Genomic DNA, 26,001 nt, shown 5'->3' on the forward strand with positions numbered 1-26,001 from the left:
ATCCAACGCCTTGCTGGAATGCCGATGCGCGACACCTTGACGAGCCTGCGTTACCGCTACTGGCCGGACCATCTCCTCGGCGAGATCCTGTCGAAGCGTTGGACCGAGACCGCAATCCCGGTGATCCTGCTGTTGATCGTCGGCTTCGCGCTGAGCCGCTCCATCGATCACTTCCTGTCGCCGGCAAGCCTTGCCGACACCGCCCGCCAAGCCGGCGAGATCGGCTTCATCGGGCTCGGCATGGCGCTGGTGGTCATCGTCGGCGGCATCGACCTGTCGGTCGGCTCGATCTTCGCGCTGACGGATTTCTGCGCACTCTATCTGCTCGACGTGCTGAACTGGCCGGTGCCCGCGGTGGTGGTGGCGACCCTGGCCTGCGGCGCGCTGCTCGGCGCCGTCAACGGCGTCCTGATCGGCTACTTGCGGCTGCGCGCCTTCATCACCACGCTGATCACGTTGATCATCTACCGGTCGGCATTCGATCTTCTGATCCAGCGCTACTCCAACGCGATCGCCGCGGCCTTTCCCGATATCCCGTCTTGGAATTTCATCGGCGGCGGCGACGTGTTCGGGATTCCGAGCGTTGCGCTGGTCTATATCGCGATCGCGATCTTCGGCCATATCTTCATGACCCGGCTGCGGCCTGGCTGGCACATCACGGCGATCGGCGGCTCGCGCCGCTCGGCTTACAATTCCGGCATTCCGGTCCGCCGCACCATCGCGCTCTGCTACGTCGCAAGCGGCGCGCTGACCAGCATCGCCGCACTGTTCTTTGCCGCACGGCTCGGTACCGTCGGCGGCGACATCGGCGTCGGTCTCGAGGTGATCGTGCTGACGGCAACCGTGCTCGGCGGCATCACGCTCGGCGGCGGCAAGGGCTCGGTCGCCAAATCGCTGGTCGGCGTGCTGATCGTGCTCCTGATCACCAACGGCCTGACCACGCTCAATGCGCGCGGCGGCATCAACCGCATGGCGCTCGCCGGCATCCTGCTGGTCGCCGCGATGGTCGACATCCGCTGGCAGAAGAACCGCACCCGCATCATCAGCAAGGTCTATGTCGCACCGACCTATCATGCGCTACCGCCGCCACCGGCCACCGAGATCGGCCAGGGCGGACCGTTCGAGCAGAACGACAAGCTGCGCGACGTCGAACTGATCGGGCTCGGCCGTATCGAGGCGCCGGAGGACGTGATCCTCGATCGCAACAACAATCTCTACGCCGGCTCGCGCCATGGCGACATCATGCGCTTCTTCGCGCCCGACTATCAACGGATGGAGGTGTTCGCCCATATCGGCGGCCAGCCGCTCGGTATGGCGTTCGACCGGCAGGACAATCTCTATGTCTGCATCGGCGGCATGGGCCTCTACCGCATCACGCCCGACGGCGCCGTGGAGAAGGCGACCGACGAGACCAACCGCAGCATGCATTCGGTCAACGACGATAGCCGCCTGCGGCTCGCCGACGACCTCGACATCACCGACGACGGCCTGATCTTCTTCTCGGAAGCGACCGTGCGCTACGAGATGGACGAATGGCCGATCGACGGTCTCGAGGCCCGCGGCAACGGCCGCATCATCTGTTACGACACCAAGACCGGCGCCACGCATACCGCGCTGCGCGGCCTCAAATTCCCCAACGGCATCTGCGTCGCCAGCGACGGCCAATCGATCCTGTTCGCGGAAACCTTCGGCTGCTCGATCAAGCGGCTGTGGTTCGCCGGACCGAAAAAGGGCCGGGTGGAAGTGGTGATGGACAATCTGCCGGGCTATCCCGACAACATCAATCTCGCCTCCGACGGCAATTACTGGCTGGCGCTGGTCGGCATGCGCAGCCCTTCGCTCGACCTCGCCTGGAAGATGCCGGGCTTCCGCCGCCGCATGGCCAAGCGCGTCCCGGTCGACGAATGGCTATTCCCGAACATCAACACCGGCTGCGTCGTCAAGTTCAACGAGCAGGGCAAGATCCTCGAATCGTTCTGGGACCTGCGCGGCGAGAACCATCCGATGATCACCTCGATGCGCGAGCATCGCGGCTACCTCTATCTCGGCGGCATCATGAACAACCGGATCGGCCGCTACAAGCTCGAGAATGCCGATCCGAACTTCGTGCAGTATGACAAGCGCTGGGGGAGGCTGTCGTGATCGCGGCCGTCAGGGAATTCGCTAACCGCTTTCTCGGCCGCGGCGAGGCCACCATCACCGTGCCGTCGTTCGACGGCGCACTCAAGCCCAATCAGAAACTGGAGTCCGCGACCACGTTGCTGGAATGCGAGGCGCCGGAAGACCTCGCAACCGACGGCCGCAACCTCTACGTTGCCGACGGCCGGCGTCTGCTGCGCCTCGACGGTAGCGCGGCGACCGAGTTCCGCAGCTTCGCGCTGCCGATCTCGGCGCTGTGCGCGCTCGCTGACGGCGGCATCGCCGTCGCGCTTGGCGGCCGCGAGGTACACCTTTATGCCAATCCTTCGGCGAGCGAGCCGAGCGTGACGTTCAGCGACGCCGCCTTCCATGCGATCAACGCGCTGGCGCCGGCGGGCGACGGTACTCTGATCGCGACCGACGGTTCGGCGACCTGCGGCGTCGACGATTGGGCGCGCGACCTGATGGAGCTCAACCGCAGCGGCCGCGTGTTCCGGCTCGATCCCAAGACGAGATCGGTGAGACTGCTGGCCTCAAAACTCGGCTACGCCTTCGGCGCCTGCGCCCGCGACGATGGCGTGCTGGTCAGCGAGAGCTGGCGGCATCGTCTCGTGCTCGTCGCGGACCGCAAGGCGCCGCAGATCGTGCTCGGCCACCTGCCCGTCTATCCATCGCGGCTCTCGAAGGCCACAGGCGGCGGCTACTGGCTCACCGCGTTCACCGCACGCACCCAGCTGATCGAATTCGTGCTGCGCGAGCCCGCCTACAGGCGCCGCATGATGGCCGAGATCGACCCGGCCTATTGGGTGGCGCCGCGGCTGCGCTCGGGCTTTTCGTTCAAGGAGCCGATGCAGGGCGCGCACATCAAGACGATGGGCGTCATCAAGCCATGGGCGCCGCCACGCTCCTACGGCCTCGTCATCCGGCTGGGCGAGGACGGCAAGCCGCTCTATTCGCTGCACAGCCGGGTCGACGGCGTCAATCACGGCGTCGTCGCCGCGCTCGAACTGGGCGGCGACCTCGTGCTGATCGCCAAGGGACCGGGCCGCGTGCTGAAACTACCCCTCGCCGGGCTTGCCGAGGAGACAGGCTCATGAGCGACACCGTGCTTTCGCTGCGCAAGGCCACCAAGCTCTATGCCGGCGTCCCCGCGATCGAGGGCGTCGATTTCGACCTTCGCCGCGGCGAAATCCACGCGCTGGTCGGCGAGAACGGCGCCGGCAAGTCGACGCTGACCAAGGTCATGGCCGGCGTCGTGACGCTGACCTCCGGCGACATGACGGTCGACGGCGCAGCGGTCGCGCCGCGCACGCCGCTCGAGGCGCGCAATCTCGGCATCGCCATGGTGTTTCAGGAGAACAGCCTGGTGCCGACGATGACCGTGGCGCAGAACCTGTTTCTCGGGCAGGAGAAGTTCTACAACCGGCTGCGCGGCATCTACATCGCTGCCCAGCAATTCCTCCAATCGCTCAATTTCGACGTGACGCCGACCGCGACCGTGAGCGGGCTCGGCGCGGCCAAGAAGCAGATGGTGGAGATCGCGCGCGCCGTCCTGCACAAGGCCAAGGTCATCATCTTCGACGAGCCGACCGCGTCGCTGACGCCGGAAGAGAAGAAGTATTTCTTCGATTTGGTCCGCGACCTCAAGAAGCGCGGCGTCTCGATCGTCTTCATCTCGCATGCGCTGGAAGAGGCCTTGCTGCTGGCGGACCGGATCACCGTGCTGCGCGACGGCAAGCACGTCATCACCGATGATGCGGCGAAATTCGACCGCGCCGCGATCGTGCAGGCGATGGTCGGCCGCGATTTGTCCAACACGCTGTATGGCGCGCGTAAGACCAGCGTCCGCTCGGCCGGGGCGCGCGTGCTGACGGTGCAGAATCTCAAGATGGCGCCGATGGTGAAGAACAATTCGCTGTCGGTATTTGCCGGCCAGATAACCGGCGTGTTCGGCCTGGTCGGCGCGGGCCGTACCGAGACCTTCAAGATCGTGTCCGGCGTCCTGAAGCGCGACTTCTTCCACGGCGGCGAGATCCTGCTGCATGACAAGCCGGTGCGCTACCGGGTGCCGGCGCCGGCGGTCAAGGCCGGCATCGCCTATGTCACCGAGGATCGCAAGGTCGAGGGCTTCTTCGAGACCGCCTCGATCGCCCGCAACATCTATCTCGGCCTGCTCTCGAAATTTCCGGGCGGCCCGGATGCTGCTGTCGCGACGCGAGACCAACACGGTCGGCAAGACCTGGACCCAGCGGCTGAAGGTCCGCGCCATCGGCGACGAGGCCAAGGTGGTCGAGCTGTCGGGCGGCAACCAGCAGAAGGTGGTGATCGCCAAGTCGCTGGTGCAGGAGCCCGAGCTGATCATCTTCGACGAGCCGACCCGCGGCGTCGACGTCGGCGCCATCGTTGAGATCCACGAGCTGATCAACCAGCTCGCCGACGAGGGCAAGGCAGTGGTGGTGATCTCATCCTATCTGCCCGAGATCATGGCGCTGTCAGACCGCATCCTGGTCTCGCGCCAAGGCAAGGTGGTCGAGGAATTCTCCGCGCTCGAAGCCACCGAGGAGAAGATCATGTACGCGGCGATCCACTGATGCCGCAACGCGTCACGGCCGGCTCGCCACGCCGTGCCGCAAGACGATGGCGCGCCCGAACATGATCATCGGGCGCTCCACCAGCCGGTAGACCATCCAGGACACCAGCAGAGTGAGGCCGGTGCAGACCAGCATCGTGGCGATGTCGCCGATCTGTCCGGTCAACGGCAGGAACCGGTAGACCGTGACATTCACCGGCCAGTGGAACAGATACATCGAATAGCTGATCAGCCCGATCCGCGACAGCAGCAGCGAGCGCGGCCGATCGAACCTGGCGGCGGCAAGGAACATCACGAAGGCGAGCGCATAGGCGACAAGGACGGGCCTCAAGCCCTCCATGATGAAATTGTCGCCGCGCGCCAGCGAGAACGCTGCAACCGACGGCACCGCGACGATTTGCGCAAGGACCAGCGCCAGCGCGGCAATCCGCGCGCCCGGCACCCGCTCGACCAGCCAGAGCCGCAACAGCAGGCCGAGGAACAGGAATGAGAGGTGCATGCCGAGATACTGCACCGGCAGATTGGCCATGCCATGCGTCCGCAACTGAACCGGCAGCGCCGTCGCGGCGACGAGTGCAAGGCTCAGGAGCGACAGCACCCCGACACGCCGCAGCGTGCCGGCCGCGAACAGCAGCGCGATCAAGATATAGAACACCAGCTCGATGAACAGGGTCCAGTAGATCGGCGACAGCCAGGGCTGCCCGAACAACGCCGGCGCCATCGTCATGTTGGCAAGCACGGTCACCGCGCGCGGCGGCTCGCCGGCAAGCCACGCCATGGTCGCAAGCACCGCGAGCGCAAGCCACAGCGCGGGATAGAGCCGGAACGCCCGCGAAACGGCGAACTGAAACAGCGGCCGTTCGCCGCCGATGCTGAACGGCACCACGAAACCGCTGATCAGGAAGAACAGCGCCACCCCGAACCGGCCCAGGCTGACATTCTGAACCAGCAGATCGCCCGCCGCATTCATCGGCCCGGCGGCATGCGGCGTCAGCCTGAGCAGATCGCCGAACATGTGCTCGACCATGACGCCGAGCGCTGCGATCGCACGCAAGCCGTCGATGTTGGCATAGCGCTGCGGTTTCATTGCGGTGCTCCCGCAGGTCGGAGCCCGAGTGCGCCGCGGGTCGCTGCGTCGAAGCCAGGGCCGGTCTCGTGCTCGGCCAGCGCGAAGCCGCCGACCGCCAGATAGGTCCAGCACGACCAGGCAAAGCCATATGTCTCGGCGAGCTCACGCATGTCGCGCAGCCAGCGCGCGCGGGCGACCTCGCCCGCGTCAGTGTGTTGATAAGGCGTCTTGCGCACGCCGAACTCGCCCAGCAGGATCGCCTGCGCCGGCAGATCATTCGCCTTGCGCCAGGCCGTGACCTGCTGAAACGTCCGTTCCAGCGCCGATCGGTTGAAGCCGGAATTGACATAACTCGTGAGCGTCCGCCTGGCTTGCCGCGCAAGGTCCAGTTGTTGGCCGCTGAGGCCGAGCGCCATCACCCGCGCATCGGTCGCCCGGATCATCGCGTCGGCCGACGTGGGGGCCGGATAGACGATCGCATCCAGCGCATAGGCAGGACTGCCGAGCAAACCCTGATGGGTGAACTGCCACGGCGAATAGTCGTGATAGGTGTAGATCAGGCGCCGATCGCCGGCGAACCGGCGCATGTCGATCTGCGCCAGCGCACCGGGAGCGTTCATCGAGCCGCCGCCGATCACGAGCGGCAGCGTCACTGAGCCGCGGCGCGCGGCGGCGTAAGCGGCCTCCAGCATCGGCTGCCATGCTGCCGCCGGAATCTCCGGCTCGTTCATCAGCTCGAGCGCGATCCGCGGCGGAGTGGCATTGCCCGGCTCCGCAATGAGCTCGCTCAGACGTCCGGCGAGGCGCGTCAGCAATGCGAGCACGGCCTGAAATTTCGGCGTGTTGACGCCTGCCGTCAGCTCGGCGGGCCGATAGGCCGGACTCATCGCGCTCGGATGCAGATCGACGATCACGCCGAGATCGGCGGCGAGCAGGTCACGGACCGTCGCGATGACAAGATTGTCCAGCCGATCGCGCCTCGCGCCGTCAGACGCCAGGAAGGGACCGACATCGATGACAAGACGCACGAAGTCGAACCCCGCAGCTCGGATCGCTTGCCGCTGCTCCGCGCCGAACTGAAACCGCGACGCCGTGAACGGCGGGTCCACATAGGAGCCGTCGGCCTGCACGTCGGCCCATCCGAACGCATGCGACACGGCGATGCCGCGACGAAAGGTGGGGATGTGGCTGACGGGATCGGACGCAGCGCGCCGCATTCCGAACGGGAGGAGCATCGCTGCGCCGGCGATGCTGCGGAGAATGGAACGGCGGCTGGCCACGGCACTTCTCCCGATCGCGCTCAACCGCCAAACCAGCCGGGATGGCGCGCCGTCAAGGCGCCATCGAGCACGATCATGTCCTCCTGGCCGGCAAAGGGCGCGGCAAGACCGTCGAGCGAGATATCGCGGAGCGCAGGATCGATGGTCCGCGACGGCACGAACCGGACGTCGTTCCAGGCTTCGGCGCCGAACGCGGCGATATAGTCGGCGGGGCGCAGCCGGTTCGGCTGCCCGGGAAAGCGGAACAGCCGGTAGAGCGTCTCGGGATAGCGATAGATATTGTTGGGGTCGTGCTCGCGAATCCAGCGCGAATGCGTCTGGAGATCGATGATGTGGATCGCCTCGCAGCCGGGCCGGGCCACCTGTGTGAGCCCGGCAACGGCATCCGGAACGCTGTCATAGTGCTCGAACGCCGCGCAGCTCACGATCAAATCGAAGCTGCGTCCCTCGGCGAGGCGCGGAATGTCGAAGTCCCGCCCGACGGCATAGCCGAAATCGCGGGAGCCGGACGTCGACGCGATGGTACGTGCCCGCTGACGATCCGCCGCGGTGCCTTCGGTGAAGCGATCAAGCAGCACCTCGTAGAACACAGGATCCTCGTCGCCGGCGAGATTGAACACGTCGATGGCATGATAGGATCGGGCGCCGAGAGCGAGGAACAGCACGCCGTTGCCGCGCGACGCGCCGGGGCTGAGCTCCAGCACATCACGTCCGCGCAGATCGAAATCCGGCGGCATGAAGCGGCGAAGCGAGCCGAAGATGTCGAGCAGATAGGCGATCTGGCCCTCGACATCGAATTTCGACACCGTGTTCGGCGTGGCATAGCCGCGCAGCTTGTCCTTGCTCCAGGCAAGGCCGAGGAAGCCGAGCCCCAGCACCGTCATCTCGAGCTTGCGAAGAGCAGGCGTCACTGTCGGCCTCCAAATCCGAGGTGGTTCTTGAGATCGGCACTGCCGTGATGTGCATTGCGCGGCGTCACGGCGACCAACGCGCTCTCATAGACCTCGACGGTCCGGTCGACGATCGGATCCCAGCCGAAGCAGTCGAGCGCCCGCGCCGCGCGCGTAGCCCGTTCCGGCGCGCTGTCGGGTGCAACGAGCTTCAGCCGGATCGCTTCGGTCAGCGCCTCGATCCTGCCGAGCGGAAAGTAACTGTCCGGCCCGAGCTCGAGCGCGAGATTGGCATCGATGTCGCTCGCCAGACACGGCACCCCGTGGCTCAGCGCCTCGAGCAGCACCATCGGCATGCCTTCATGGCTCGACGGAAGCACGAACAGCGCGGCGTGCCGATAGAGCTGCGCAAGGCTCTCGCCGGACTGGAAGCCGGTCATCACCACGCCCGGCGTCGCAGCCGCCGCCTTCTCGACCGCGTGCAGATAGCTGCCGTTGTGATCGGCCGTGCCGACGATGATCAATTTCCTGTCGGGATCGCCGAGGCGCGCGAACGCGTCGATCAGATCGAGTTGCCGCTTCTCCTCGACAATTCGGCCGACGCACAGGATGTAGCGATTCGGGATCACCTCGATATGGTCGAGATAGGAGGTCCCGAGCTTCGGCAGGTTGCTCTCGACGCCGTTCGGGATGAAGGTCGCCCCGACAGCGAACCGGGCGCGGACCTGATCGACGATGCCTTTCGCCACGCCGATCCGGGCATGCGCGAACTTCATTCCCATCCATTCGCCGCTGCGCAGCACCGCCTTCGCCACCCGTCCCCATTTCTGGCGTTCGTAGTCGAAGCCGTGATGCGTCACCACGATGCGAAGGCCGAGCAGGCGGGCAAGCGGCGTCAGCAGCGCGGGCCCGATCGCATGGATATGAACGAGGTCCGGATTGCGCCGGGCTGCGGCGAACAGTCCGAGCGTGGTATGCAGCAGCGCCTCGACATTCTTCGAACGCGGCGCCCAGACCGGCGTCACGGTCACGTTCTTCCAGACGTAAGGCTCAGGCGACGGAAGGTAGGGCTTGCGTCCGAGCACTTCGACCTGCCAGCCGCGCTGGGCGATTCGCACCGCGAGCGCGGCGACATGGGTTTCGACCCCGCCCTGAATCTCGGGAATGCCGCGCAGACCGAGGAAGATCACCTTTCTCGGCGGACGCTGCGCTCCTCCGGTTGGTATCAACGTGTACATCAGTGCACCACCGTCCCATAGAGCTCCGTCGTGCGGTCGCGGTACTTGTCGGGTGAGAAGTCGCGCAGCACCCAGTCGCGACCTGCGGCCCCCAGCCTGTTCCTTGCGGTTCGGGGCAGCTTCGCCATGGCGGCCAACGCTTCGGCCAGCATGCCGACATTGCCCGGCTCCACCAGCGCGCCGGTCTTGTTGTGAACGATAAGCTCCGGAATGCCGCCGATCCGCGTCCCGATCACCGGGCGTCCGAGCGCATAGGCTTCAAGGATGCTGATCGGCGCGTTCTCGTACCATTCGGAGGCGAGCACCAATGCACGCGATTCTCCGATCAGCTGCTTCAACTCCGACTTGGCCATATGGCCGGCAAACACGACGTCGGAGTCGAGCTCGAACGCGAGCTGGCGCAAGGCCGGTTCTTCGGGGCCGCTGCCGACCAGGATCAGCCGCTGATGCGCGAGTGCGGCGGCGCGCACCAGCGTGGCCAGTCCCTTCTCCGGCGCGAGCCGTCCCGCATAGACGAAGTAATTGCCCTCGTGGCACCAGGGCGTGAACTGCTCGGCGTCGACGAAATTCGGGATGTATGCGATGCGGCTCGCGTCCCACCCCCACTCGATCAGCTTGTCGCGGTAGAAGCGGCTCGGCGCGACGAGGCAGTCGAGCGTGTCGCGGTAAAGGCCGAAGCTGCGATGAACCAGCGTCTCGAGGAAGACCAGCCCGCTCACCACGGCCGAATCCTTGACGCAGCGACGCAGCAGCAGGTTATGGATCCGTCCGCCGCGGCAACGCTCGCAGACTTCGCCCTGGCTCAGCATCTTGTAGGCGGGACAGGCGAGCTTCAGGTCGTGTGCCGTCATCACGACAGGCACGCCCTCGGCCTTGAGCACGTCGAAGATCGAGGGTGAAATGTGATGGTACACATTGTGGGCGTGCGCCACCGACGGCCGCACGCGGCCGATCAGGGCGCGGATCTTGCGGCGCGCCTCCAGCGAGAAGATGATCTTGGCCGCCTGCCTGGCTTTGGTGAGCGGTCCGTTGATCCGGCCATACTCGATCTCGGAGACGAAATAGTCGGACCACGGGCTCGGCAGATTGTCGGGATGCTCCATCGCAAAGGGCACGACATCCCAGCCGGCCGCGGCGAACAGGTCGATCTGGTCGAGGAATACGCTCTCGGCGCCGCCGCGCCGATAGAAGTAATTGTTGATCGCCAGCAGCCGCCGCTCGGTCGTCATCGCCCATCCTCCCGGAGTCCCATGCGGTTGAGCGCAGCATCGACGGTGAGCACGCAGCAGCCGCGCTCGATCGCATGCGCGACCAGCCGTTCGAAGCCCGCCGGCGTACAGCCATAGGGCGTCGGCATCGGCGCAATGTCGTGCGTGAAGAAGATCAGCCAGCCCGGTTTGGCGACCAGCGCGTCGATCCAGTGCGTCAATCCCGCCACATGCGTCTCGGGCTGGCGGATCTCGACGGCCTTCAGAAAGGTCGGGTCGGTCGGCCCGCGGTTGATCGCTTCGCCGCCGGCGCGGCAGCTCCGGTATGCATGCGCCAGGATCGGCCGCTTGCCGAGGCAGCCGCTGTTGTAGGGATAGGCGAAATTGCGCCGACCCGGGCGCGGGTCGACCGTGTCGAGATAGCGTGCGTTGTCCGCGAGGTCCGCGACGAACTCAGCGCGATCGACGTGCCTGATGTCCCGATGGCCGTAGGTATGGCAGCCGATCTCGTGACCGCGCGCGGTGAGCTCCCTGCAACCGGCCGCATCGATCAGGGTGCGGTCCGGCTCGACGCGCCCCTGGAGGCCGCCGGAGATGTAGAAGGTGCCGCGTACGCCGCGCGCCTCCAGGACCGCAGCACCGACGCGGAGCGCGGAATCCGGCACGTCGTCGAACGTGAAGGAGACGATCGGCTTGCGCGTCGGGACCTGGATGACCTGCCACGGCGTTGCCCGGATCAAGCCGTTGGTCAGACGTCCGGCGAGCCGGTCGATCGTCCCTGGCCGGCGGGATGCAGCCTCCGGCGCGCAGGGTGCGACGGCGGGACTATGCATGGGCGGTCTCCCCGACATGCATCACGGCGTCCTGCTCGCGAATCTCATGAGCGCTCGCCTGCAGGCGAAGGCCGAAGATCGAGACGATCACCATGAACCAGGCAAGACTGCCGGATTGGAAGAACATGCTTTCGACGCAGGCGGTGAACACGCCGTAGAGCCAGATCCGGGTGAACAGACGGGTCAGCGCGGGATCGTTGCCGTGCGCCTCCGCGCGCGACACGTCGCGGAGCGGCAGCCAGACCAGCAAAGCGACCGTGAGGATCAGGCCGGGAATGCCGGTCGTGATCGCGGCATCGAGATAGGCGTTGTGCGCGTTGAAGGCAGCGACCGCCCAGCTGGCGCCGCCGCCGGCCTTGTAGACCATCTCGTCGGTCTGCCAGAACAGCTGGAAGCCATAGCCGGTGAGCGGCGCTTGCGCGACCGCGGAGGCGCCAAGCCGCCAGATGTCGATGCGGTGGGTGAAGGTCGGATCGATCCCGAGGCTTGCGACCAGCTCGCGCATCTCAGGCGAGATCGAGCAGCCGATCGTGATGACGTTGAAGGCCGCGATCCCGAGAAACACCATCGGAATCCGGATCGCCCGCCAGCGCTCGAAGATCCAAGCGATCACGAGGATGCCGGGCAGCGCCGCGGTCGACGACTTGCCGCCGGTGTGACTGAGGAACAAGACCGCAAGCAGCGTGATCGCCGCGCCGACGATGCGCCGGCCGGTGCCGTAGAGATAGAGCCCGGCGAAGCTGATGATCACCATCGCCGCCGCCGCGACGTTCTTGTGTGCGAAATGACCCCGCCACATCCCGGCATTCATCGGCTCGCGCACCTCGCTCGCCTGGTGGATCGCTAGCTGCGGCCACAACGCGACGCCGATATAGGCCAGCGCCAGCGTGCCGATGCAGCACATCGACAGCATGCCGGCGAACTGCCGCTCCGATCGCGGCAGCAGCAGGAAGATGCCGGCATTGACGATCGTGAGCGTCGCCAGTACGACGCGCTTCACCGCGAGGTCGGGATGCGCCGACATCGCCGAGACGAACGCGAACCACAGCAGCGTCGCGATCAGGAGGCCGCGCGGACGCACCGCGAGATGACGCGCCGGCGAGCTGATGGCGATCAGCCAAAGGCTTGCGGTCAGGCCGAGAAAGACGATCTGGTTGATCGTGCTCGACCTGTCGGCGGCGGGATCGCCTGCATCGGCCGCGGACAGGTCGATGAACGGCGTCAGCGTGATCAGATAGAACAGCAGCGTTGCCACGAACAGCGGCGGCCCGAGCACGCAGATCGTTCCGCCCTCGCGCGTCTCGCCCGATCGCATCATGTCGCCCTGCTCCTGGCGAGACGAAGCGCACCGAGATAGCCGAAGCCGGCGAGCGCGGCCGCGCACAGCAGCAGGCCCAGCGCCGCTCCGGCAGCGGCGGCGATGATCGGACGCGGCGGCCAGGTCGGGCGGAACGGTGCGACGGCCGGCGAGATCACGCGTACGTCGGTGGCGTCGATCTGCTGGCGCTCGGCGGCCTCGCCGGAGCGCGTCAGGAAGGTCTGGTAGAGTGCGGTCTTGGCGCTTGCCTCGCGCTCGAGCTCGCGCAGCTTGACCTGGGCCTGGTCATCGATCGACACATTGCCGCGCAGGGTACGCGTTTCCTCGTTCAGCGTGTCGAGTGCCACCTTGGCCTGATCGACCTCGAAACGCGCGGCACGGCGCAGCCGCTCGGTCTCGGACTTGATCGCCTTCGTGAGGGCATCCGATTCGGCCACCGCGTTCAGCATCGCCGGATGGCGCGGACCCAGTGTCTGCGTGAGGGTCGCGATCTGCCGGCGCAGCGCCGCCTCGTCGGCCAGCAATCCCGACAGGGTCTGGGACTGGACCGCGCCGGCTTGCACGCCATAGAGCGACACGGCGCGCGACAGCTCGTTGTAGCGGGCCTCCGCCTCGGCGAGGCGCGCCTTGGCATCGGTCAGCTTGCCGTTCATGCGCTCCATCGCTTCCGAGCTCAGCGGCTGCCCGGACGGCCCCTGCTGCAAGCCATTGGCACGGCGGAACGCCTCGGTGCGGTCTTCCGCCTCAGTCGCCGCGGCCTTGAGCTCGCCCAGCCTTGCCGTCAGCCCTTGCGCCGCGCGTCCGGCGCGCTCCGCGTCGGCGCGAACGACCTCCTCGCGGAACGTCTGGGCAATTGAATTTGCAAGCCGCGCCGACATCGCCGGCTCACTGGCCCAGACCGACATCGTCACGACATAGGAGCGCTCCTGTCGCGTCACGTTGATGCGCTTGGCCAGCGCCGCCATCAGATCGTTGCGTTCGGCGGCGTCTGGCGCCCGGCGATCGAACAGCCAGCTGAGATCGAACAGGCGCCACTTGTCGGAGAATTCCGGATCGTTCCTGAGACCGAGCTTGTCGATGACGCGGCGCAGGACGTTGCCTGACGTAATCGTCCGCATCTTGCTCTCGACATCCAGGATCTGGCTGTCGCTCTGGATGTTCGTCACGTAGAGATCGTTCGGGGTCACCACCAGGTTGGACGGCGAGATCGTGAGATCGGTGATCGCGGTGAAGCGGGGCGTCACGAGTTGCGTCGCGCCGACAGCGGCGATCGCGCCGACGAGCGCGGCAACCAGAATCCACCGCCAGCCTTGCAGCAGCCAGACCGCGATCTGTATCGGGCTGATCAGGGCCGCAGGCGCAGATGCCGCTCCGCTCACGGTGACATAGGCGGCGTCGCTTCGCCGTGACCTTGAATTGTCGGTTGCTGTGTACATGTCAGTCGACTTCCCTGGGAGGGCATGCTGGCCGGATAAGTTCGGCCTAGTTGCTGCTGGACGGGACGTCGGCATCCGAAGCCATGCTGTCGTTGTTCGGCGCGATCGGTGCGGAGCCGGGTCCGTCGATCGTGTCGCGACGCGACACCGGCACGCCGATGAGTCCCTTGGCGTTCAGAGCGGCGATCGGGGCCAAGTCGTTCATGACGACCTCCATGTCCTGTCCCAAGCAGTGATTTCGCTCGGCTGGGGCCACTATCCTCCTCTCGAAAGAGCAGACAACCTTGAGTAGTTTTTAGAGTTAGGTGTTAGCGTTAACCTTACTATCGATTCTGCAGATAAATACATGCATGATTATAGATCCATAAAAGCTGATGCCGAACGTCGAACTTATGGGTGAGGCAATATCAACCTTTAATTGAATCGGCGACCGTATGATTTATGCCAGCGGCGCGTGCGAGAAATGACGCCGGCAACACGTCGGTCGACGTCATGTCCATGCAACGACCATTCAATCATCTGCGCTCGGAGTCGAAGCGCTTCAGACATCGATGCACTGCGGACGTCACCGCATTCACGAACAAAGGATGCATCATCAGCGTGCCGATGACGACGGCCGATTGCACCGTCGCGCCGACGTTAACGTCAATTCGCGAACAGCGTGCCGCGCGCGATACGCCGCGTATGCGAGCCTGATAGAGTGCATCGTGGGGATCGACCGCCAACAGAGGCCGTGGATCATTGCTGCACATCAATGCCGTTAGCCGGACATTCTCGACCGCCACGCCGATGATCGTCAGCTATCTGCTGTCGAGCGGATCGCTGGCGGCGGCGAGCCTTGCACAGCTCGTGACGTTTGCGATCCTGGCGCGCGCGCTCGGACCGGCGGAGTTCGGCCTGTTCGTGCAGATCACGGCGGTGACCGCGATTGCCGCGCAGATCTGCGGCCTCGGCGCCTCCGACTGCCTGCTGCGCAGGGTTGCGCGCGAGCCCGCGAGCTATCCGGACCTGCTCGGCCACAACTTTCTCCTGATTGGAACAACCGGCGCAGTGCTCGTGCTCGGCGGCGTCGCGGCGATGGCGGCCTGGACGCGCATGGGCTCCGGCCCGTCGATCGCCGTCTCGAGCATCGCCCTGCTGTTCCTCGCTAACGTCGTGCTGGTCCGCGTGATTCTTCTCGTCGAGACCGTGTTTCTTGGCCTCGGCCAGGTTCGCTCGGCAAATCGCTCGGTGGTCGGATTTGCGATCGCGCGCACTGCCACGGCCGCGCTTGCCTGCATCGGGTTCCACGCATCGAGCCTGGCGGAATGGGCCGTGTGGCAATTCTGCGGGCACCTGCTCTATGCGCTGGTCGGACTGATGTGGCTGCGGCCGCTCGGCCGGCCGCGGTTCAAGATCATACGCGAAGAATTGCGCTCCGGCGCCCTGTTCAGCTCCCAGTTCGTGGTTCGGGCGATCCGCTCCAACGTCGACCTGTTCGTGATCGGCCTGTTCACGCCGATCGAGACCGTCGGCAGCTATGGCGTCGCCCGGCGCATCATGGACAGCAGCTATCTCTCGATCGACGCTTTCAACCGCCTGGTCTATCCGCGCTTTGCGCGCGCCAGCCGCGACGGCCTGCACCTGGCGCTGCCGGCGGCGAAACGCGCCTTGATCGCGGCGCTCGGCCTTGGCGTTGCGACATTCCTCATCCTGTTCGTGCTGGCGCCGGAGTTGCCGCTTCTGTTCGGCCGCGCGTATCACGATCTTCCGTTCTTCGTGCGCTGCCTGTCCGGCACGGTTGTCCTGATCGGCGCCTGGGCGGTCGCGATGGACTTGCTGGGCGCTTCAGGACGGCAGGGCACGCGCGCCTTGATCATGAACAGCACCAATCTGGCGGGCAGCGGCCTCATCGCCGTTGCGACGTGGTTCGCCGCTCCGATCGGCACCTTCGTCGCGCTTTACGTGATCGAAGCATCTCTCGTGGTCTCGGCGTGGCTGGTTCTGCTGCGGCTCGCGCGTCGGAGCCGCCTGGACGCAGACGGATCCGGCAGCATTGCTGCGCACTCAGCGACTATCCTGGACGACCCGGCTGTCAATCCAGTCCGCCGGAGCCTTGCGGCCGTGGAAGAAGCCGAGCGGTAACGCCGCGGCGTGGAACAACCACGCGACGACCGCGTAGAAGCCGAGCGTCAGGCTGCGCTGGCGCAGGCTCATCAATCCGACGACGCCGGCAATCACGGCCACATCGATCGCAAGCCCCAATCCGGGCGGTGAGATCAGGAACGGCAGCGCCACCATCACGGCGAGCCAGAGATAAACTGCGCCCCAGAGCTTCAGTTCGGGCAATTCCTGAACCAGTTGCTTCCACTGCGGCTTGCCGAACGCCGCTCGCAGCAGTTCCCCGATGCCGCGCAGATAACCCGACTTCCAGCGTCGCACCAGCAGCGCATAGGCGTTGATCGCGTGCCCGAAATGCCGGACGAAGCTGCGGTCGAGGCGGTGCAGCGTCCAGCCGCGCGCGCGCAGCCGCACGCCGAGGTCGAACTCCTCATAGCCGTGCAGATTGCGGTCCGACAAATAGCCGACCTGCTCGATGGCCGCCCGCCGATAGAGGCCGCCGCCATTCATGCGATCGATGTCCCCGATCCGGTTCTCGGGCGAGATCCTGCGGCCGCGCCGGACATATTCAAGGCTGGTGTCGTTCATCTCCACGACATGACCCGTCACGCCGGCGGCATCCGGATTGTCGGCGAGCCAGGCGAGCGCTTCGCGTAGGAAGCCGGAATCGAGCAGCATGTCGCCGTCCATCAGGCAGATGAATGGCTCGCGGCTGTACTGGAAGCCGAGTTGCGCACCTATGCCGCAGCTCGGCGCAATCTCAGGTTCGAGCTGCACGACGCGAACGGGGTATCTGCCGGCGACGGCGAGCGTCTGATCGCGCGAACCGCCGTCGGCCACGATGACTTCGCCGCCGATCCCCTCGAGCGCAGCCAGCACGCTCTCGATCGCCGGACCGATCCGCGCCTCCTCGTTGAGCGCCTTGAGGATAACCGATACCGACATCTCTGCACCCGCCTCAGTGGAAATCGGACATCAACCGGCTCCAGTCTTCGCTGGCGAGGCCACCAACGAAGATGTCGCCACGCGCAACGGCATCGTTTGCGTCGGGCAGTCGTGTAAGCACCACTGCGAAGGCCTTGTGCCGGAAGACGAGCCAGCGTTGCAGCGACAGTCCCGCCATCAAAGCGGGGTGCGCGCGACCGCGGGCTTCGACGTGGCCGGAGCTTTCGAGATGATGGAACATCGCATTCAGCACTACGATCTCCTGGCCGCGCTCCGACAGCACATTGAGAACTTGCGCTGTCCGCCCCGGTACCGCGTAGTAGACGAAACAACCAATCAATTTGCCCACGCGATCTTCGACCGAGCGAATCGTCAACGTGCCGCGTGTCGTGTTCTGCGCCGCGAGCGACACGAGCCAGCCGAGCTCCTCTTCCGACCACAGAGGTCGAACAGCATAGTGGGCGATGAGGCCCGGCGCCTGCTCAAGAAAGGCCTTGACGGACATGTCCGTGACCTTGGCCCCGCCGGGCTCCGCTGCGTTCTTTTCGCTGAAGCGGCGCAGTAGCAACGTGTCGATGGGTCGCGCGAACGTCGCAAGACCAAGGCTCCTGCCGCGGAAGAACCGGTCTTCAAGTCGGCCGGCCAGCGCACCTAAAGGACGAAAGCTGCGCGTCCATTCCAGATTGTGGACGGGGATCGGCTTTGCACCAATTGCCCGCCAGTGATTAAAGGTGGTGGGCGACGCCGTGTCGCTGAATTGAATGTCGGGACGCCTCGGCCGCAAGGTCAGAACGAGCTGCGCCGCACCGGCGGCCTCCTTGTCAGTCATCAGTGTACAGACCAACCGGCCAGGCACGACAGTGCCGCAGGCGATGAAACGCATCGGCACCGCGAGCATCGCGCTCGGGATGCGCCCATCCTGCTGCTCGTAGACCTGCGCGCCCGCGGCTTCGCTGTAGGATGGAGCCTCCAGGGTAATCACCTTCAGATAGTTCTGAAGGTCCAAATCCGCCGGACGATCTGAGCCTCTGTAAATCTTCATGAAAAGTCGGGCGACCGCGGGTAAATCCGCAGCGGTCATCGGCCGGACCGCCCCCTTGCGCGGTGGCGGCGCATCAACCGGCGCTTGCTGCTCGGATGCCTGCATCTAGCCCACCTGGATTGGCGGACGCGCGCGCGCGTCACGCGGGTGGCTGGCCTGGAAAGCAGTGTGCGACGCCGGGTTCAGCATGGTCGGCCACTTAATCTTTGTCCAATCGCAGCGGCGTCGCCGGACGCCAGTATCAATGATCTTCAAAAGCCAATGACCTTGTTCCTCATGGCTCACCATGTGGTGCGCCCCGGGCGGTCATCACTGTCATTCAAGCAAGCCGGGAGTCTAAATCCCGATAGCGCCATCAGGCGCTCGTCCTGCGGCAAGCCTCCAACTTCAAGCGCGAGCCGTCAAGAAATTCAACTTGTGGAGGTTAACGCGCGAGCGGCTGCCAGTCCGTGACATCCGCATGACCGCGCGATCCGGCGCGATTCATTTTCGAAATCGCGCAAGCCTGCGTTGGCGCAGGCGACCATCCGCGGCGATCCCGGTTCGCGCGCTACTGCTTCGGACCGACGGTTCCCGTCGCTTTCAATCTCGCCGACCTCACCCAGCCCGAGACGTCGTCGCCGCCGCGTGGATTGAGGTACATCACCGACGACCAGCCATCATTGGTTTGCGCATAGGCGACAAGCTCGTCGTTCGGAATGACGAACACGCCTTCGATCGGGCAGTGCAGATTCGGTGCCGAGTAGAATTGCAGCCGCCCACTCCCCGTCACCACATTGGCGAGCGGCGGCGAGAATATCGGGACGCGATCGGTGCCGGTCTTCGGCTCCTTGCAACTCGACGGCGTCTGCGCGTGCACGGATGCGCCGAGCGCACCGAGTATCACGGCCGTGCAGACCACGCAGGCGAGGATCGATCTGTCCGACATCATTCACTCTCCCAGATCGCATCGATGGCGATCACCGCTGTTTGTCGCCGGACATGCCGAGCAGGTTCTACCGATGCGACCGAGATTGCATGCTCACTGCACCCGCTCGCGGAGCGGCCGCCCGAGCCATTCCATGCCGTCGACGTGTTACCATGTCCTCGAACCCTGTTACCCATGTCCCCGGTCCGGATGCGGCCCACGGCATCGCCGCAACTGCGCCACGATTGGCTGGCGGAACGGGTCAGGGAGATAGCCGGCATTCACCTTTCATGCCATTGAGATATCGGTATGATCTGCTCGCCGCTATTCCCGTCACCCCGGACAGATCCGGACCGGTTCGGGACGCGCAACACGCGGCCGGGTCAGGCCGCACGCTGATTGGTTGAATTCACGACGCCGGAGTCTTATGCGTGGTCGCCATGAACAGCCTTGCCATGAACAGCCTTGCCACCGCCGAACCGTCCCTGACGTCATGGCCGCGCCACCAGGCGCGGCCCGACCAGCCCGCGCCATTCCTGCCGATGAACCGCGCCGAGATGGCCGCGCTCGGCTGGGACCAATGCGATATCGTGCTGGTGACGGGCGATGCCTATGTCGACCATCCGAGCTTCGGCATGGCGATCATCGGCCGGTTGCTGGAGGCCCAGGGCTTCAGGGTCGGCATTATCGCGCAGTCCGACTGGCAATCGGCCGAACCGTTCAAGGCGCTGGGAAAGCCGCGCGTGTTCTTCGGCGTCACCGGCGGCAACATGGATTCGATGGTCAACCGCTACACGGCGGACCGACGGCTGCGCCATGATGACGCCTATACGCCGAATGGCGAAGGCGGCCGCCGGCCGGACCGCTGCACCATCGTCTATGCGCAGCGCTGCCGCGAAGCGTTCAGGGACGTGCCGATCGTGCTCGGCGGCATCGAGGCGTCGCTGCGCCGCATCGCGCATTACGACTATTGGTCCGACAAGGTGCGCCGCTCGGTGCTGGCGGACGCCAAGGCCGATCTGCTGCTCTACGGCAACGCCGAACGTGCCGTCGTCGAGGTGGCGCACCGACTCGCCAATGGCGAAGCCCCGCGCGATCTCGACTCAATCAGGGGCGTCGCACTGTTCCGCCGCGTGCCCGAGGATTACGCCGAGCTGCATGCCGACGATCTCGACTCCGCCGACGAGGGCGCAGCGCGCCAGCCGGGCAACGTCGTGATCCGCCTGCCGGCCTGCGAGCAGGTCGAGCAGGACCGCGACGCCTATGCCCGTGCCTCGCGCGTGCTGCATCGGGAGAGCAATCCCGGCAATGCGCGGCCGCTGGTGCAGCGTCACGGCGACCGCGATCTGTGGCTCAATCCGCCGCCGATCCCGCTGTCGACGGCCGAGATGGACGCCGTCTACGACCTGCCCTACGCGCGGGCGCCGCATCCCTCCTACAACGACGCCAAGATCCCGGCCTGGGAGATGATCCGGTTCTCGGTGACGATCATGCGCGGCTGCTTCGGCGGCTGCACCTTCTGCTCGATTACCGAGCACGAAGGCCGCATCATCCAGAACCGCTCCGAAGGCTCGATCCTGCGCGAGATCGAGCGCATCCGCGACAAGACGCCGGGATTCACCGGCGTGATCTCCGACATCGGCGGGCCGACCGCCAACATGTACCGGATGGCGTGCAAGGATCCGAAGATCGAAGCGGCATGCCGGCGGCCGTCCTGCGTCTTCCCCGAGATCTGTCCGAACCTCAACACCTCGCATGACGACCTGATCCGGCTTTATCGCAAGGTGCGCGAGGTGAAGGGCGTCAAGCGGGTGATGGTGGCGTCCGGCGTGCGTTACGACCTCGCGGTGGAGAGCCCCGAATACATCAAGGAGCTCGTCACCCATCACGTCGGCGGCTACCTGAAGATCGCACCCGAGCACACCGAGCGCGGCCCGCTCGACAAGATGATGAAGCCGGGCATCGGCGCCTACAATCGCTTCAAGAAGATGTTCGATGCCGCGGCCGAGCAGGCCGGCAAGAAATACTATCTGATCCCGTATTTCATCGCCGCGCATCCGGGCACGACCGACGAGGACATGATGAACCTCGCGCTCTGGCTCAAGAAGAACCGCTACCGCGCCGATCAGGTGCAGACCTTCCTGCCCTCGCCGATGGCGACCGCCACCGCGATGTATCACACCGGCGTCAATCCGCTGCGCGGCGTGCGCCGCGGGGCGACCGACAAGGTCGAGGCGATCAAGGGGCTGCGGCAACGCCGGCTGCACAAGGCGTTCCTGCGCTATCACGACCCGGACAACTGGCCGCTGCTGCGCGAGGCGCTGAAGCAGATGGGGCGCGCCGATCTGATCGGCTCGCGCCCCGATCAGCTGGTGCCCGCACACCAGCCGCCCGGCACCGGCAAGGCCGCCGGCACGCGGCGCCCGCTGCGCGACGGCGGCCGGGCTCAGCGCTTCACCACCAAGGGCCTGCGGATGGGCAAGTGAAAGGCCATCAGCGGCCGGACGTCAATCCGGCCGAGCCTGCCGACACGGCTAACTGATCAAGTTGGCTCGGTCAGTTCGCGCCAGCGATGATGGCGAGGTTGTTCAGCACGGGCGTCGAGCAGAACATGGCGACGAGGGCGATGTTGTAGACGTTGTTGCTGCGCCAAAGCAGCCAGGTGACGATGAAGGTCAGACCCAGCTTGGGCACCAGCCACCACACGCCGAACCAGGTCTGGGCCAGATGCATGAACGGGTTCAGCTCGCCCAGCCCGAGGCTCAGGATCACATTCGTCGACTCAAGGTCGGCGTAGCCCAGCAACAGGACGAACAGCACCAGCAGACCTTTAACCCAATTCATTCCGAGACTCCCGTTGCCGAACATTCCGGAGATGCCGGATCGGCCAGATCACGCTGTTGATGATGTCCACTCGCTCGGCAGGCACGAGACCCGTTGCGGGATACTCGTCCGGCTTCGGTATCCAGGCCGTACCGAACAGAATGTCGAGGAGCGGAAAGAAAGCGGCGAAGTTCTTGTCACGATGCTCGATATGGACCGAGTGATGGATCCGATGCCATTGCGGGTTGTTGACCCAGGTCACGAACCGGCCGAGCGGGATGCGGACGTTGAGATGCGCACACGCATCGGGAATGAAGAAGATGAATCCCACGGTGACCGCCATGTCCGGCGGGATACGAAACAGAATCGCCATGATTGGAAGGAATGCGTCGGAGAGCACTCTCTCGAGCCAAAAATGCCGACCGCCGGTAATGAACGTGATGCCGTTCGCGCTGTGATGGAACGAGTGCATCGCCCAAAGAAACGGGACTGCGTGCTGCAGGCGATGGAAGGTGTATTTGTAGAGATCGAGCGCGACCACCACGATCGCGAGCGAGACATACCACCAGTAACCTTCGGTCGGTAACTTGATCCAACCGACCCCGGCATAGGTCGCAATCGCACCCGCGCTGATCGCTGCGACCGGAGCGAGCAGATGCTCCAATCCGATACTTACGATCACCGCGAGCCAATCATCGCGAAATTCGCCGCGGGACACCTCCGCAATGGGCCATCGCTTCTCCAGGATACGGCTGGTGTAGACGACTCCCAGAAATATCGCCGCGTACAAAACGGCGTGGGCGATCTCGTCCGACATGAAAATGAACTCGCCGGTTCAACAGGAAGCACAAAAGGAATAAAAACATTCCCGCTTCCTATAAGGTGAAATGCCTTATTTTTTCTCAACGTTCCGGCCGGCGCAAGCGGGGCTTTTACGGGACGGCCCTCGCCTTCAGCGCTGATTGTCTCGGGGCCGGTTGCCTATGCGGGACCAACCATTCACCGAGCGCAACGGCAGGGATCGGCAAGCAGGAGGCAGACCTTGCATGGGCGCACATAAAAGGCCCGCGACGTCGTCGCGGGCCTTCGTGAACGACGGCTGTGCCACTCAGTGCAGCGAACGATCGGTGCGGACCGAAGCCCGCGCGGTCGTGATCTTGTTTCGCGGCGTCAGGACGTTGAGCTGATGCGGCGACGCCGCCATCGCGGCGGCCGGCGCCTGCTCATGGGCATTGGCGGCGCCAAGCACGCCGGCCTGCACCGGCGAGATCGGCAGGCCCGCCGCTTCGAAGGTTGGAAGCTCCGCGGCCGATGCACTCGCGATCGCGAGGGTGGCGGCGATGATGGAGAGGGAAATCTTGGTCACTTGCAGGCTCCTCAATGGAATCGAGAAGCACAGGTAGGCCTCTTTTGTTGCATTGCAATAAAGCTGATGCCGCGTCGCACAAATAGTTGAAGGCCGCGGCCATCCGGCAACGCAGACCGCAGCGCAGCAGGCAATTTCGCCCCGGTGCGATCGCAAAAAATCCAATGAAAACAAAGACGAATGGCGCGCCCGGAACGATTCGAACGTCCGACCCTCAGATTCGTAGTCTGATGCTCTATCCAGCTGAGCTACGGGCGCATTTTCGCGGTTGGGCCTGGGCCCGGATGGCTCCGGGAGCCCCGGAACGTCGCGAAAGAGCGCTCTAGCTACAGGCTCCCGGTCCGATTGGCAAGGCTCTGGAAGCGCCAATTTCGGCACGCTCAGCCGCCTCGGAGATGCCGGAGCGGCCTTACGCCCGCGCCCGCTCGCTGCGGACAGACAGCAGTTCCACCGGGCGATCCGGGATCGAGATCCGGAAGGTGGCGCCGATGGTGCCCTCGACCAGATGGATATGACCGCCATGGGCGCGGATCAGTTCGGCGGCGATCGCAAGGCCAAGCCCACTGCCGCCGGGGCGGCCGGAAGTCTGGAACGCCTCGAATAGATGCTCGCGCGCTTTGGCCGGTACGCCGGGGCCGGTATCGGAGACCTCGATGATCGCAACCGTCCCCTCGCGGCGGCCGGTGATGCGGATCTGCTGGGCCCCGCCATCGTCGGCCGGCCGGCTCTCCAGCGCCTGCGCCGCGTTGCGTACCAGATTGAGCAGCACGCGGAATAGCTGGTCCGGATCGGCGTCGATGGTCAGCCCGCGCTCGATCGCGCTGATCCAGGTGATCGAGACATCGGTCGCAAGCCCGGCCGATTCCCGCACCTCGGCAACGGCGGGCTCGACCATGATGACACGCCGGTCGGGTGCCGCCTCCTGCGCGCGGCCATAAGACAATGTCGACTGGCAGAACGCGATGGCGCGCTCCAGCGAGCGCAACAATTTCGGCGCGAAGCGCTGCACCCGCGGGTCGGGCACGCTGGCGAGCTGGTCCGACAGCAATTGCGAGGACGCCAAGAGATTGCGCAGATCGTGGTTGATCTTGGAGACGGCGAGGCCTAGCGCAGCGAGCCGGCTCTTCTGATGCAGCATCGAGACCAAGTCACGCTGCATGTCCGACAGCTCACGCTCGGCAACGCCGATCTCATCGCCGCGCTGGCTCGGCACGATGATTCGCGCCGAACTCTCCGGATTCTCGTGGAAGCCGATCAGGCTCGCAGTCAGCCGCCGCATCGGCCGCACGAACAGATAATGCAGCGCCAGATAGACCAGGCCGGCGGTCAGGCCGGCAATCAACAGCGCGACGACCAGCACGTTGCGCGAGAACCGGTACATCGCCTGCCGGAGCGGCTTCTCGTCGATCACCACCTCGATGAACTGAGCCTGGCCCGGCGCCGGGCCGACCACACGGATGGTCTGGTCGCCGTGCTCCAGCATGATCTCGAAGGCATCGACGATCGCCGACCACACCGTCATGGCCCGCATGTCGACGTCATGGTCGATCGAGGCCGGCAAATCGGCGCTGGCGAGCAGGCGGCGCTGCTGGCCGAGCTTGATGGCGACCGCGCGGGCACCGATGCTGGTCAGGATCTGCCGCGCCAGGGAATCCGGCACCAGGCCGGAGGGGGCGGCGTCCAGCACCAGCGCTGCGGTGTTGGCGGCGGCCAGGCGGTCATTGAGCCGGTTCATCCGGAAGTTGGCGATCGCCGGCACGTAGATCAGGAGCCCGGCGATCATCACCAGGGGGATCGTCAGCAGCAACAGCTTGCCCGACAGCCCGAGCCGGAGGGACGGCTTGGACCGCGGCATCTGCACGGTCGCCTGATCGTCAGTTAGAGCCACAAGATAAGGCCTTGTTTGGCTTAGGGGTCGGAAGATGCGGCCCGGCCCCCAAGCCGGTCAAATTACGGATCGCTAATGTCGCCGGTTCCCCGAACGCCCAAAAGCGTCCCGTTAACGACAAATACCCCGCGAAATCAGATATATTCGCCGCGATTGCGTCGTTTCGAAGAAGCCTTTTTGCGACGCCCTGCGACATTGACGAAAACTGGGCGCTCCCTTATAAGCCGCGCCAACTGTCCGCGATGGCCCGGTTCTTGACCGGGGGCGGCTCTTTGGGGCCGTACAACGGCTCGTTCGAGCCCGCCAGCATCACCGGACTCCATCTCAATACAACGGCAAATTGCCCGGTCAGCGGAGAATTACCCGTGAAGCGGACTTATCAACCCAGCAAACTGGTGCGCAAGCGCCGTCACGGCTTCCGCGCCCGTCTCGCCACGGCCGGCGGCCGCAAGGTCCTCGCTGCGCGTCGTGCGCGCGGCCGCAAGCGCCTGAGCGCCTGAGCCAGGACGTCTCCTCTCCGGAGATACCCATTATGGATCGGCTGAGGCAGCGGGCGGATTTCCTCGCCGTTGCCAATGGCGCACGGGCGAATACCGCAGCTTTTGTGCTGCAGGGCCGCCGCCGTGACGATCAGGGCCCGATCCGCGTCGGCTATACCGTCACCAAGAAGAATGGCACCGCGACCGAGCGCAACCGCATCCGCCGCCGGCTTCGCGAAGTGATGAGACGGGTCGATGCCGTATTCATGCGGCCGCACCATGATTATGTGCTAGTCGGCCGCCGTGACGCGCTGACCCGCGACTTTGCGACCATGATTGACGACCTGCGGTCGGCGCTGCGCCGCCTCGACCGGCCTGCGCCCCAAACGGCTACCAATAAGGCGGGTAACAAAAGTGCGCCCAATCCGAATGGAATGACGAGACCCTAAG

23 protein-coding genes, 1 tRNA gene and 1 pseudogene are annotated in these 26,001 nt (G+C 65.2%); 7 read left to right on the forward strand and 18 right to left on the reverse strand.

Annotation, left to right across the window (positions count from 1 at the left end; translation table 11 throughout):
• Nucleotides 1-18 precede the first annotated feature (18 nt).
• From ACVW17_RS04800 to ACVW17_RS04810, 3 genes and pseudogenes are all read left to right on the forward strand, one after another.
• A complete protein-coding gene (locus ACVW17_RS04800) occupies nucleotides 19-2,142 on the forward strand; it encodes an ABC transporter permease (protein ID WP_456750878.1) in 2,124 nt (707 codons plus the stop codon).
• Nucleotides 2,139-3,236, forward strand: a complete 1,098-nt coding sequence (locus tag ACVW17_RS04805) for a hypothetical protein (RefSeq protein ID WP_456750879.1) — start codon at nucleotides 2,139-2,141, stop codon at nucleotides 3,234-3,236. Before ACVW17_RS04800 ends, ACVW17_RS04805 begins: the two co-directional genes overlap by 4 nt.
• Nucleotides 3,233-4,730 (forward strand): annotated as a pseudogene (locus tag ACVW17_RS04810) (sugar ABC transporter ATP-binding protein). Before ACVW17_RS04805 ends, ACVW17_RS04810 begins: the two are co-directional and overlap by 4 nt.
• Nucleotides 4,731-4,742: 12 nt before the next feature.
• On the opposite strand, the gene ACVW17_RS04815 reads toward ACVW17_RS04810, so the two are convergent.
• From ACVW17_RS04815 to ACVW17_RS04860, 10 genes are all read right to left on the reverse strand, one after another.
• Nucleotides 4,743-5,816 carry an acyltransferase family protein gene (locus tag ACVW17_RS04815; RefSeq protein WP_456750881.1) on the reverse strand — a complete coding sequence of 358 codons (1,074 nt, stop codon included), beginning with the start codon at nucleotides 5,814-5,816 and terminating at the stop codon, nucleotides 4,743-4,745.
• The gene (locus ACVW17_RS04820) at nucleotides 5,813-7,078 is read right to left on the reverse strand and encodes a glycoside hydrolase family 5 protein (RefSeq protein ID WP_456750882.1); all 1,266 of its coding nucleotides are present in this window, start codon (nucleotides 7,076-7,078) and stop codon (nucleotides 5,813-5,815) included. The genes ACVW17_RS04815 and ACVW17_RS04820 overlap by 4 nt, the downstream gene beginning before the upstream one ends.
• 20 nt (nucleotides 7,079-7,098) lie before the next feature.
• Nucleotides 7,099-7,989 carry a hypothetical protein gene (locus ACVW17_RS04825; protein WP_456750883.1) on the reverse strand — a complete coding sequence of 297 codons (891 nt, stop codon included), beginning with the start codon at nucleotides 7,987-7,989 and terminating at the stop codon, nucleotides 7,099-7,101.
• Nucleotides 7,986-9,206 carry a glycosyltransferase family 4 protein gene (locus tag ACVW17_RS04830; protein WP_456750884.1) on the reverse strand — a complete coding sequence of 407 codons (1,221 nt, stop codon included), beginning with the start codon at nucleotides 9,204-9,206 and terminating at the stop codon, nucleotides 7,986-7,988. The genes ACVW17_RS04825 and ACVW17_RS04830 overlap by 4 nt, the downstream gene beginning before the upstream one ends.
• Entirely contained in the window at nucleotides 9,206-10,435 is a 1,230-nt protein-coding gene (locus tag ACVW17_RS04835) for a glycosyltransferase family 4 protein (protein ID WP_456750885.1), read from the reverse strand. Before ACVW17_RS04835 ends, ACVW17_RS04830 begins: the two co-directional genes overlap by 1 nt.
• Nucleotides 10,432-11,247, reverse strand: a complete 816-nt coding sequence (locus ACVW17_RS04840) for a polysaccharide deacetylase family protein (protein ID WP_456750886.1) — start codon at nucleotides 11,245-11,247, stop codon at nucleotides 10,432-10,434. Before ACVW17_RS04840 ends, ACVW17_RS04835 begins: the two co-directional genes overlap by 4 nt.
• A complete protein-coding gene (locus ACVW17_RS04845; RefSeq protein ID WP_456750887.1) occupies nucleotides 11,240-12,565 on the reverse strand; it encodes an O-antigen ligase family protein in 1,326 nt (441 codons plus the stop codon). The genes ACVW17_RS04840 and ACVW17_RS04845 overlap by 8 nt, the downstream gene beginning before the upstream one ends.
• Nucleotides 12,562-14,001 carry a GumC family protein gene (locus tag ACVW17_RS04850; RefSeq protein WP_456750888.1) on the reverse strand — a complete coding sequence of 480 codons (1,440 nt, stop codon included), beginning with the start codon at nucleotides 13,999-14,001 and terminating at the stop codon, nucleotides 12,562-12,564. Before ACVW17_RS04850 ends, ACVW17_RS04845 begins: the two co-directional genes overlap by 4 nt.
• 46 nt (nucleotides 14,002-14,047) lie before the next feature.
• Nucleotides 14,048-14,206 carry a hypothetical protein gene (locus ACVW17_RS04855; RefSeq protein WP_456750889.1) on the reverse strand — a complete coding sequence of 53 codons (159 nt, stop codon included), beginning with the start codon at nucleotides 14,204-14,206 and terminating at the stop codon, nucleotides 14,048-14,050.
• A 310-nt stretch (nucleotides 14,207-14,516) separates the two neighbouring features.
• A complete protein-coding gene (locus tag ACVW17_RS04860; RefSeq protein ID WP_456750890.1) occupies nucleotides 14,517-14,786 on the reverse strand; it encodes a hypothetical protein in 270 nt (89 codons plus the stop codon).
• Between the two features lie 4 nt (nucleotides 14,787-14,790).
• On the opposite strand from ACVW17_RS04860, the gene ACVW17_RS04865 reads away from it, so the two are divergent.
• Nucleotides 14,791-16,125 (forward strand): lipopolysaccharide biosynthesis protein, encoded by a 1,335-nt coding sequence (locus ACVW17_RS04865; protein ID WP_456750891.1) that lies wholly within the window; start codon nucleotides 14,791-14,793, stop codon nucleotides 16,123-16,125.
• Here the strand turns inward: ACVW17_RS04865 and ACVW17_RS04870 are convergent.
• From ACVW17_RS04870 to ACVW17_RS04880, 3 genes are all read right to left on the reverse strand, one after another.
• On the reverse strand, nucleotides 16,048-17,046 hold the full coding sequence (locus ACVW17_RS04870) for a glycosyltransferase family 2 protein (RefSeq protein ID WP_456750892.1): 999 nt from the start codon (nucleotides 17,044-17,046) through the stop codon (nucleotides 16,048-16,050). The two genes, ACVW17_RS04865 and ACVW17_RS04870, sit on opposite strands and share 78 nt — an antisense overlap.
• Before the next feature lie 13 nt (nucleotides 17,047-17,059).
• Nucleotides 17,060-18,193: a GNAT family N-acetyltransferase gene (locus ACVW17_RS04875; protein WP_456750893.1), complete on the reverse strand. Its 1,134-nt coding sequence runs from the start codon at nucleotides 18,191-18,193 to the stop codon at nucleotides 17,060-17,062.
• 445 nt (nucleotides 18,194-18,638) lie between these two features.
• Nucleotides 18,639-19,016 carry a hypothetical protein gene (locus tag ACVW17_RS04880; RefSeq protein ID WP_456796808.1) on the reverse strand — a complete coding sequence of 126 codons (378 nt, stop codon included), beginning with the start codon at nucleotides 19,014-19,016 and terminating at the stop codon, nucleotides 18,639-18,641.
• Nucleotides 19,017-19,450: 434 nt separating this feature from the next.
• On the opposite strand from ACVW17_RS04880, the gene ACVW17_RS04885 reads away from it, so the two are divergent.
• Entirely contained in the window at nucleotides 19,451-21,481 is a 2,031-nt protein-coding gene (locus ACVW17_RS04885) for a YgiQ family radical SAM protein (protein ID WP_456798928.1), read from the forward strand.
• Nucleotides 21,482-21,551: 70 nt separating this feature from the next.
• On the opposite strand, the gene ACVW17_RS04890 is transcribed toward ACVW17_RS04885, so the two are convergent.
• The 5 genes from ACVW17_RS04890 to ACVW17_RS04910 all read right to left on the reverse strand — a co-directional run bounded on the left by ACVW17_RS04890 (nucleotide 21,552) and on the right by ACVW17_RS04910 (nucleotide 25,039).
• Nucleotides 21,552-21,839, reverse strand: a complete 288-nt coding sequence (locus ACVW17_RS04890; protein WP_456750895.1) for a DUF5658 family protein — start codon at nucleotides 21,837-21,839, stop codon at nucleotides 21,552-21,554.
• Nucleotides 21,826-22,635: a sterol desaturase family protein gene (locus ACVW17_RS04895; protein ID WP_456750896.1), complete on the reverse strand. Its 810-nt coding sequence runs from the start codon at nucleotides 22,633-22,635 to the stop codon at nucleotides 21,826-21,828. The genes ACVW17_RS04890 and ACVW17_RS04895 overlap by 14 nt, the downstream gene beginning before the upstream one ends.
• 291 nt (nucleotides 22,636-22,926) lie before the next feature.
• Nucleotides 22,927-23,184 carry a hypothetical protein gene (locus ACVW17_RS04900; RefSeq protein ID WP_456750897.1) on the reverse strand — a complete coding sequence of 86 codons (258 nt, stop codon included), beginning with the start codon at nucleotides 23,182-23,184 and terminating at the stop codon, nucleotides 22,927-22,929.
• Nucleotides 23,185-23,365: 181 nt separating this feature from the next.
• A tRNA-Arg gene (locus ACVW17_RS04905) sits at nucleotides 23,366-23,442 on the reverse strand.
• A 151-nt stretch (nucleotides 23,443-23,593) separates the two neighbouring features.
• Complete coding sequence (locus ACVW17_RS04910; protein WP_456750898.1) at nucleotides 23,594-25,039, reverse strand: sensor histidine kinase; 1,446 nt, start codon at nucleotides 25,037-25,039, stop codon at nucleotides 23,594-23,596.
• A gap of 398 nt (nucleotides 25,040-25,437) precedes the next feature.
• Between ACVW17_RS04910 and rpmH the strand changes: the two genes are divergently transcribed.
• Nucleotides 25,438-25,572, forward strand: coding sequence for a 50S ribosomal protein L34 (gene rpmH / locus ACVW17_RS04915; RefSeq protein ID WP_008542748.1), 135 nt, complete (start codon nucleotides 25,438-25,440; stop codon nucleotides 25,570-25,572).
• Nucleotides 25,573-25,604: 32 nt separating this feature from the next.
• Complete coding sequence (gene rnpA, locus ACVW17_RS04920) at nucleotides 25,605-26,000, forward strand: ribonuclease P protein component (RefSeq protein WP_456750899.1); 396 nt, start codon at nucleotides 25,605-25,607, stop codon at nucleotides 25,998-26,000.
• Nucleotide 26,001: the final 1 nt, after the last annotated feature.

Source organism: Bradyrhizobium sp. USDA 4473 (assembly GCF_054063335.1).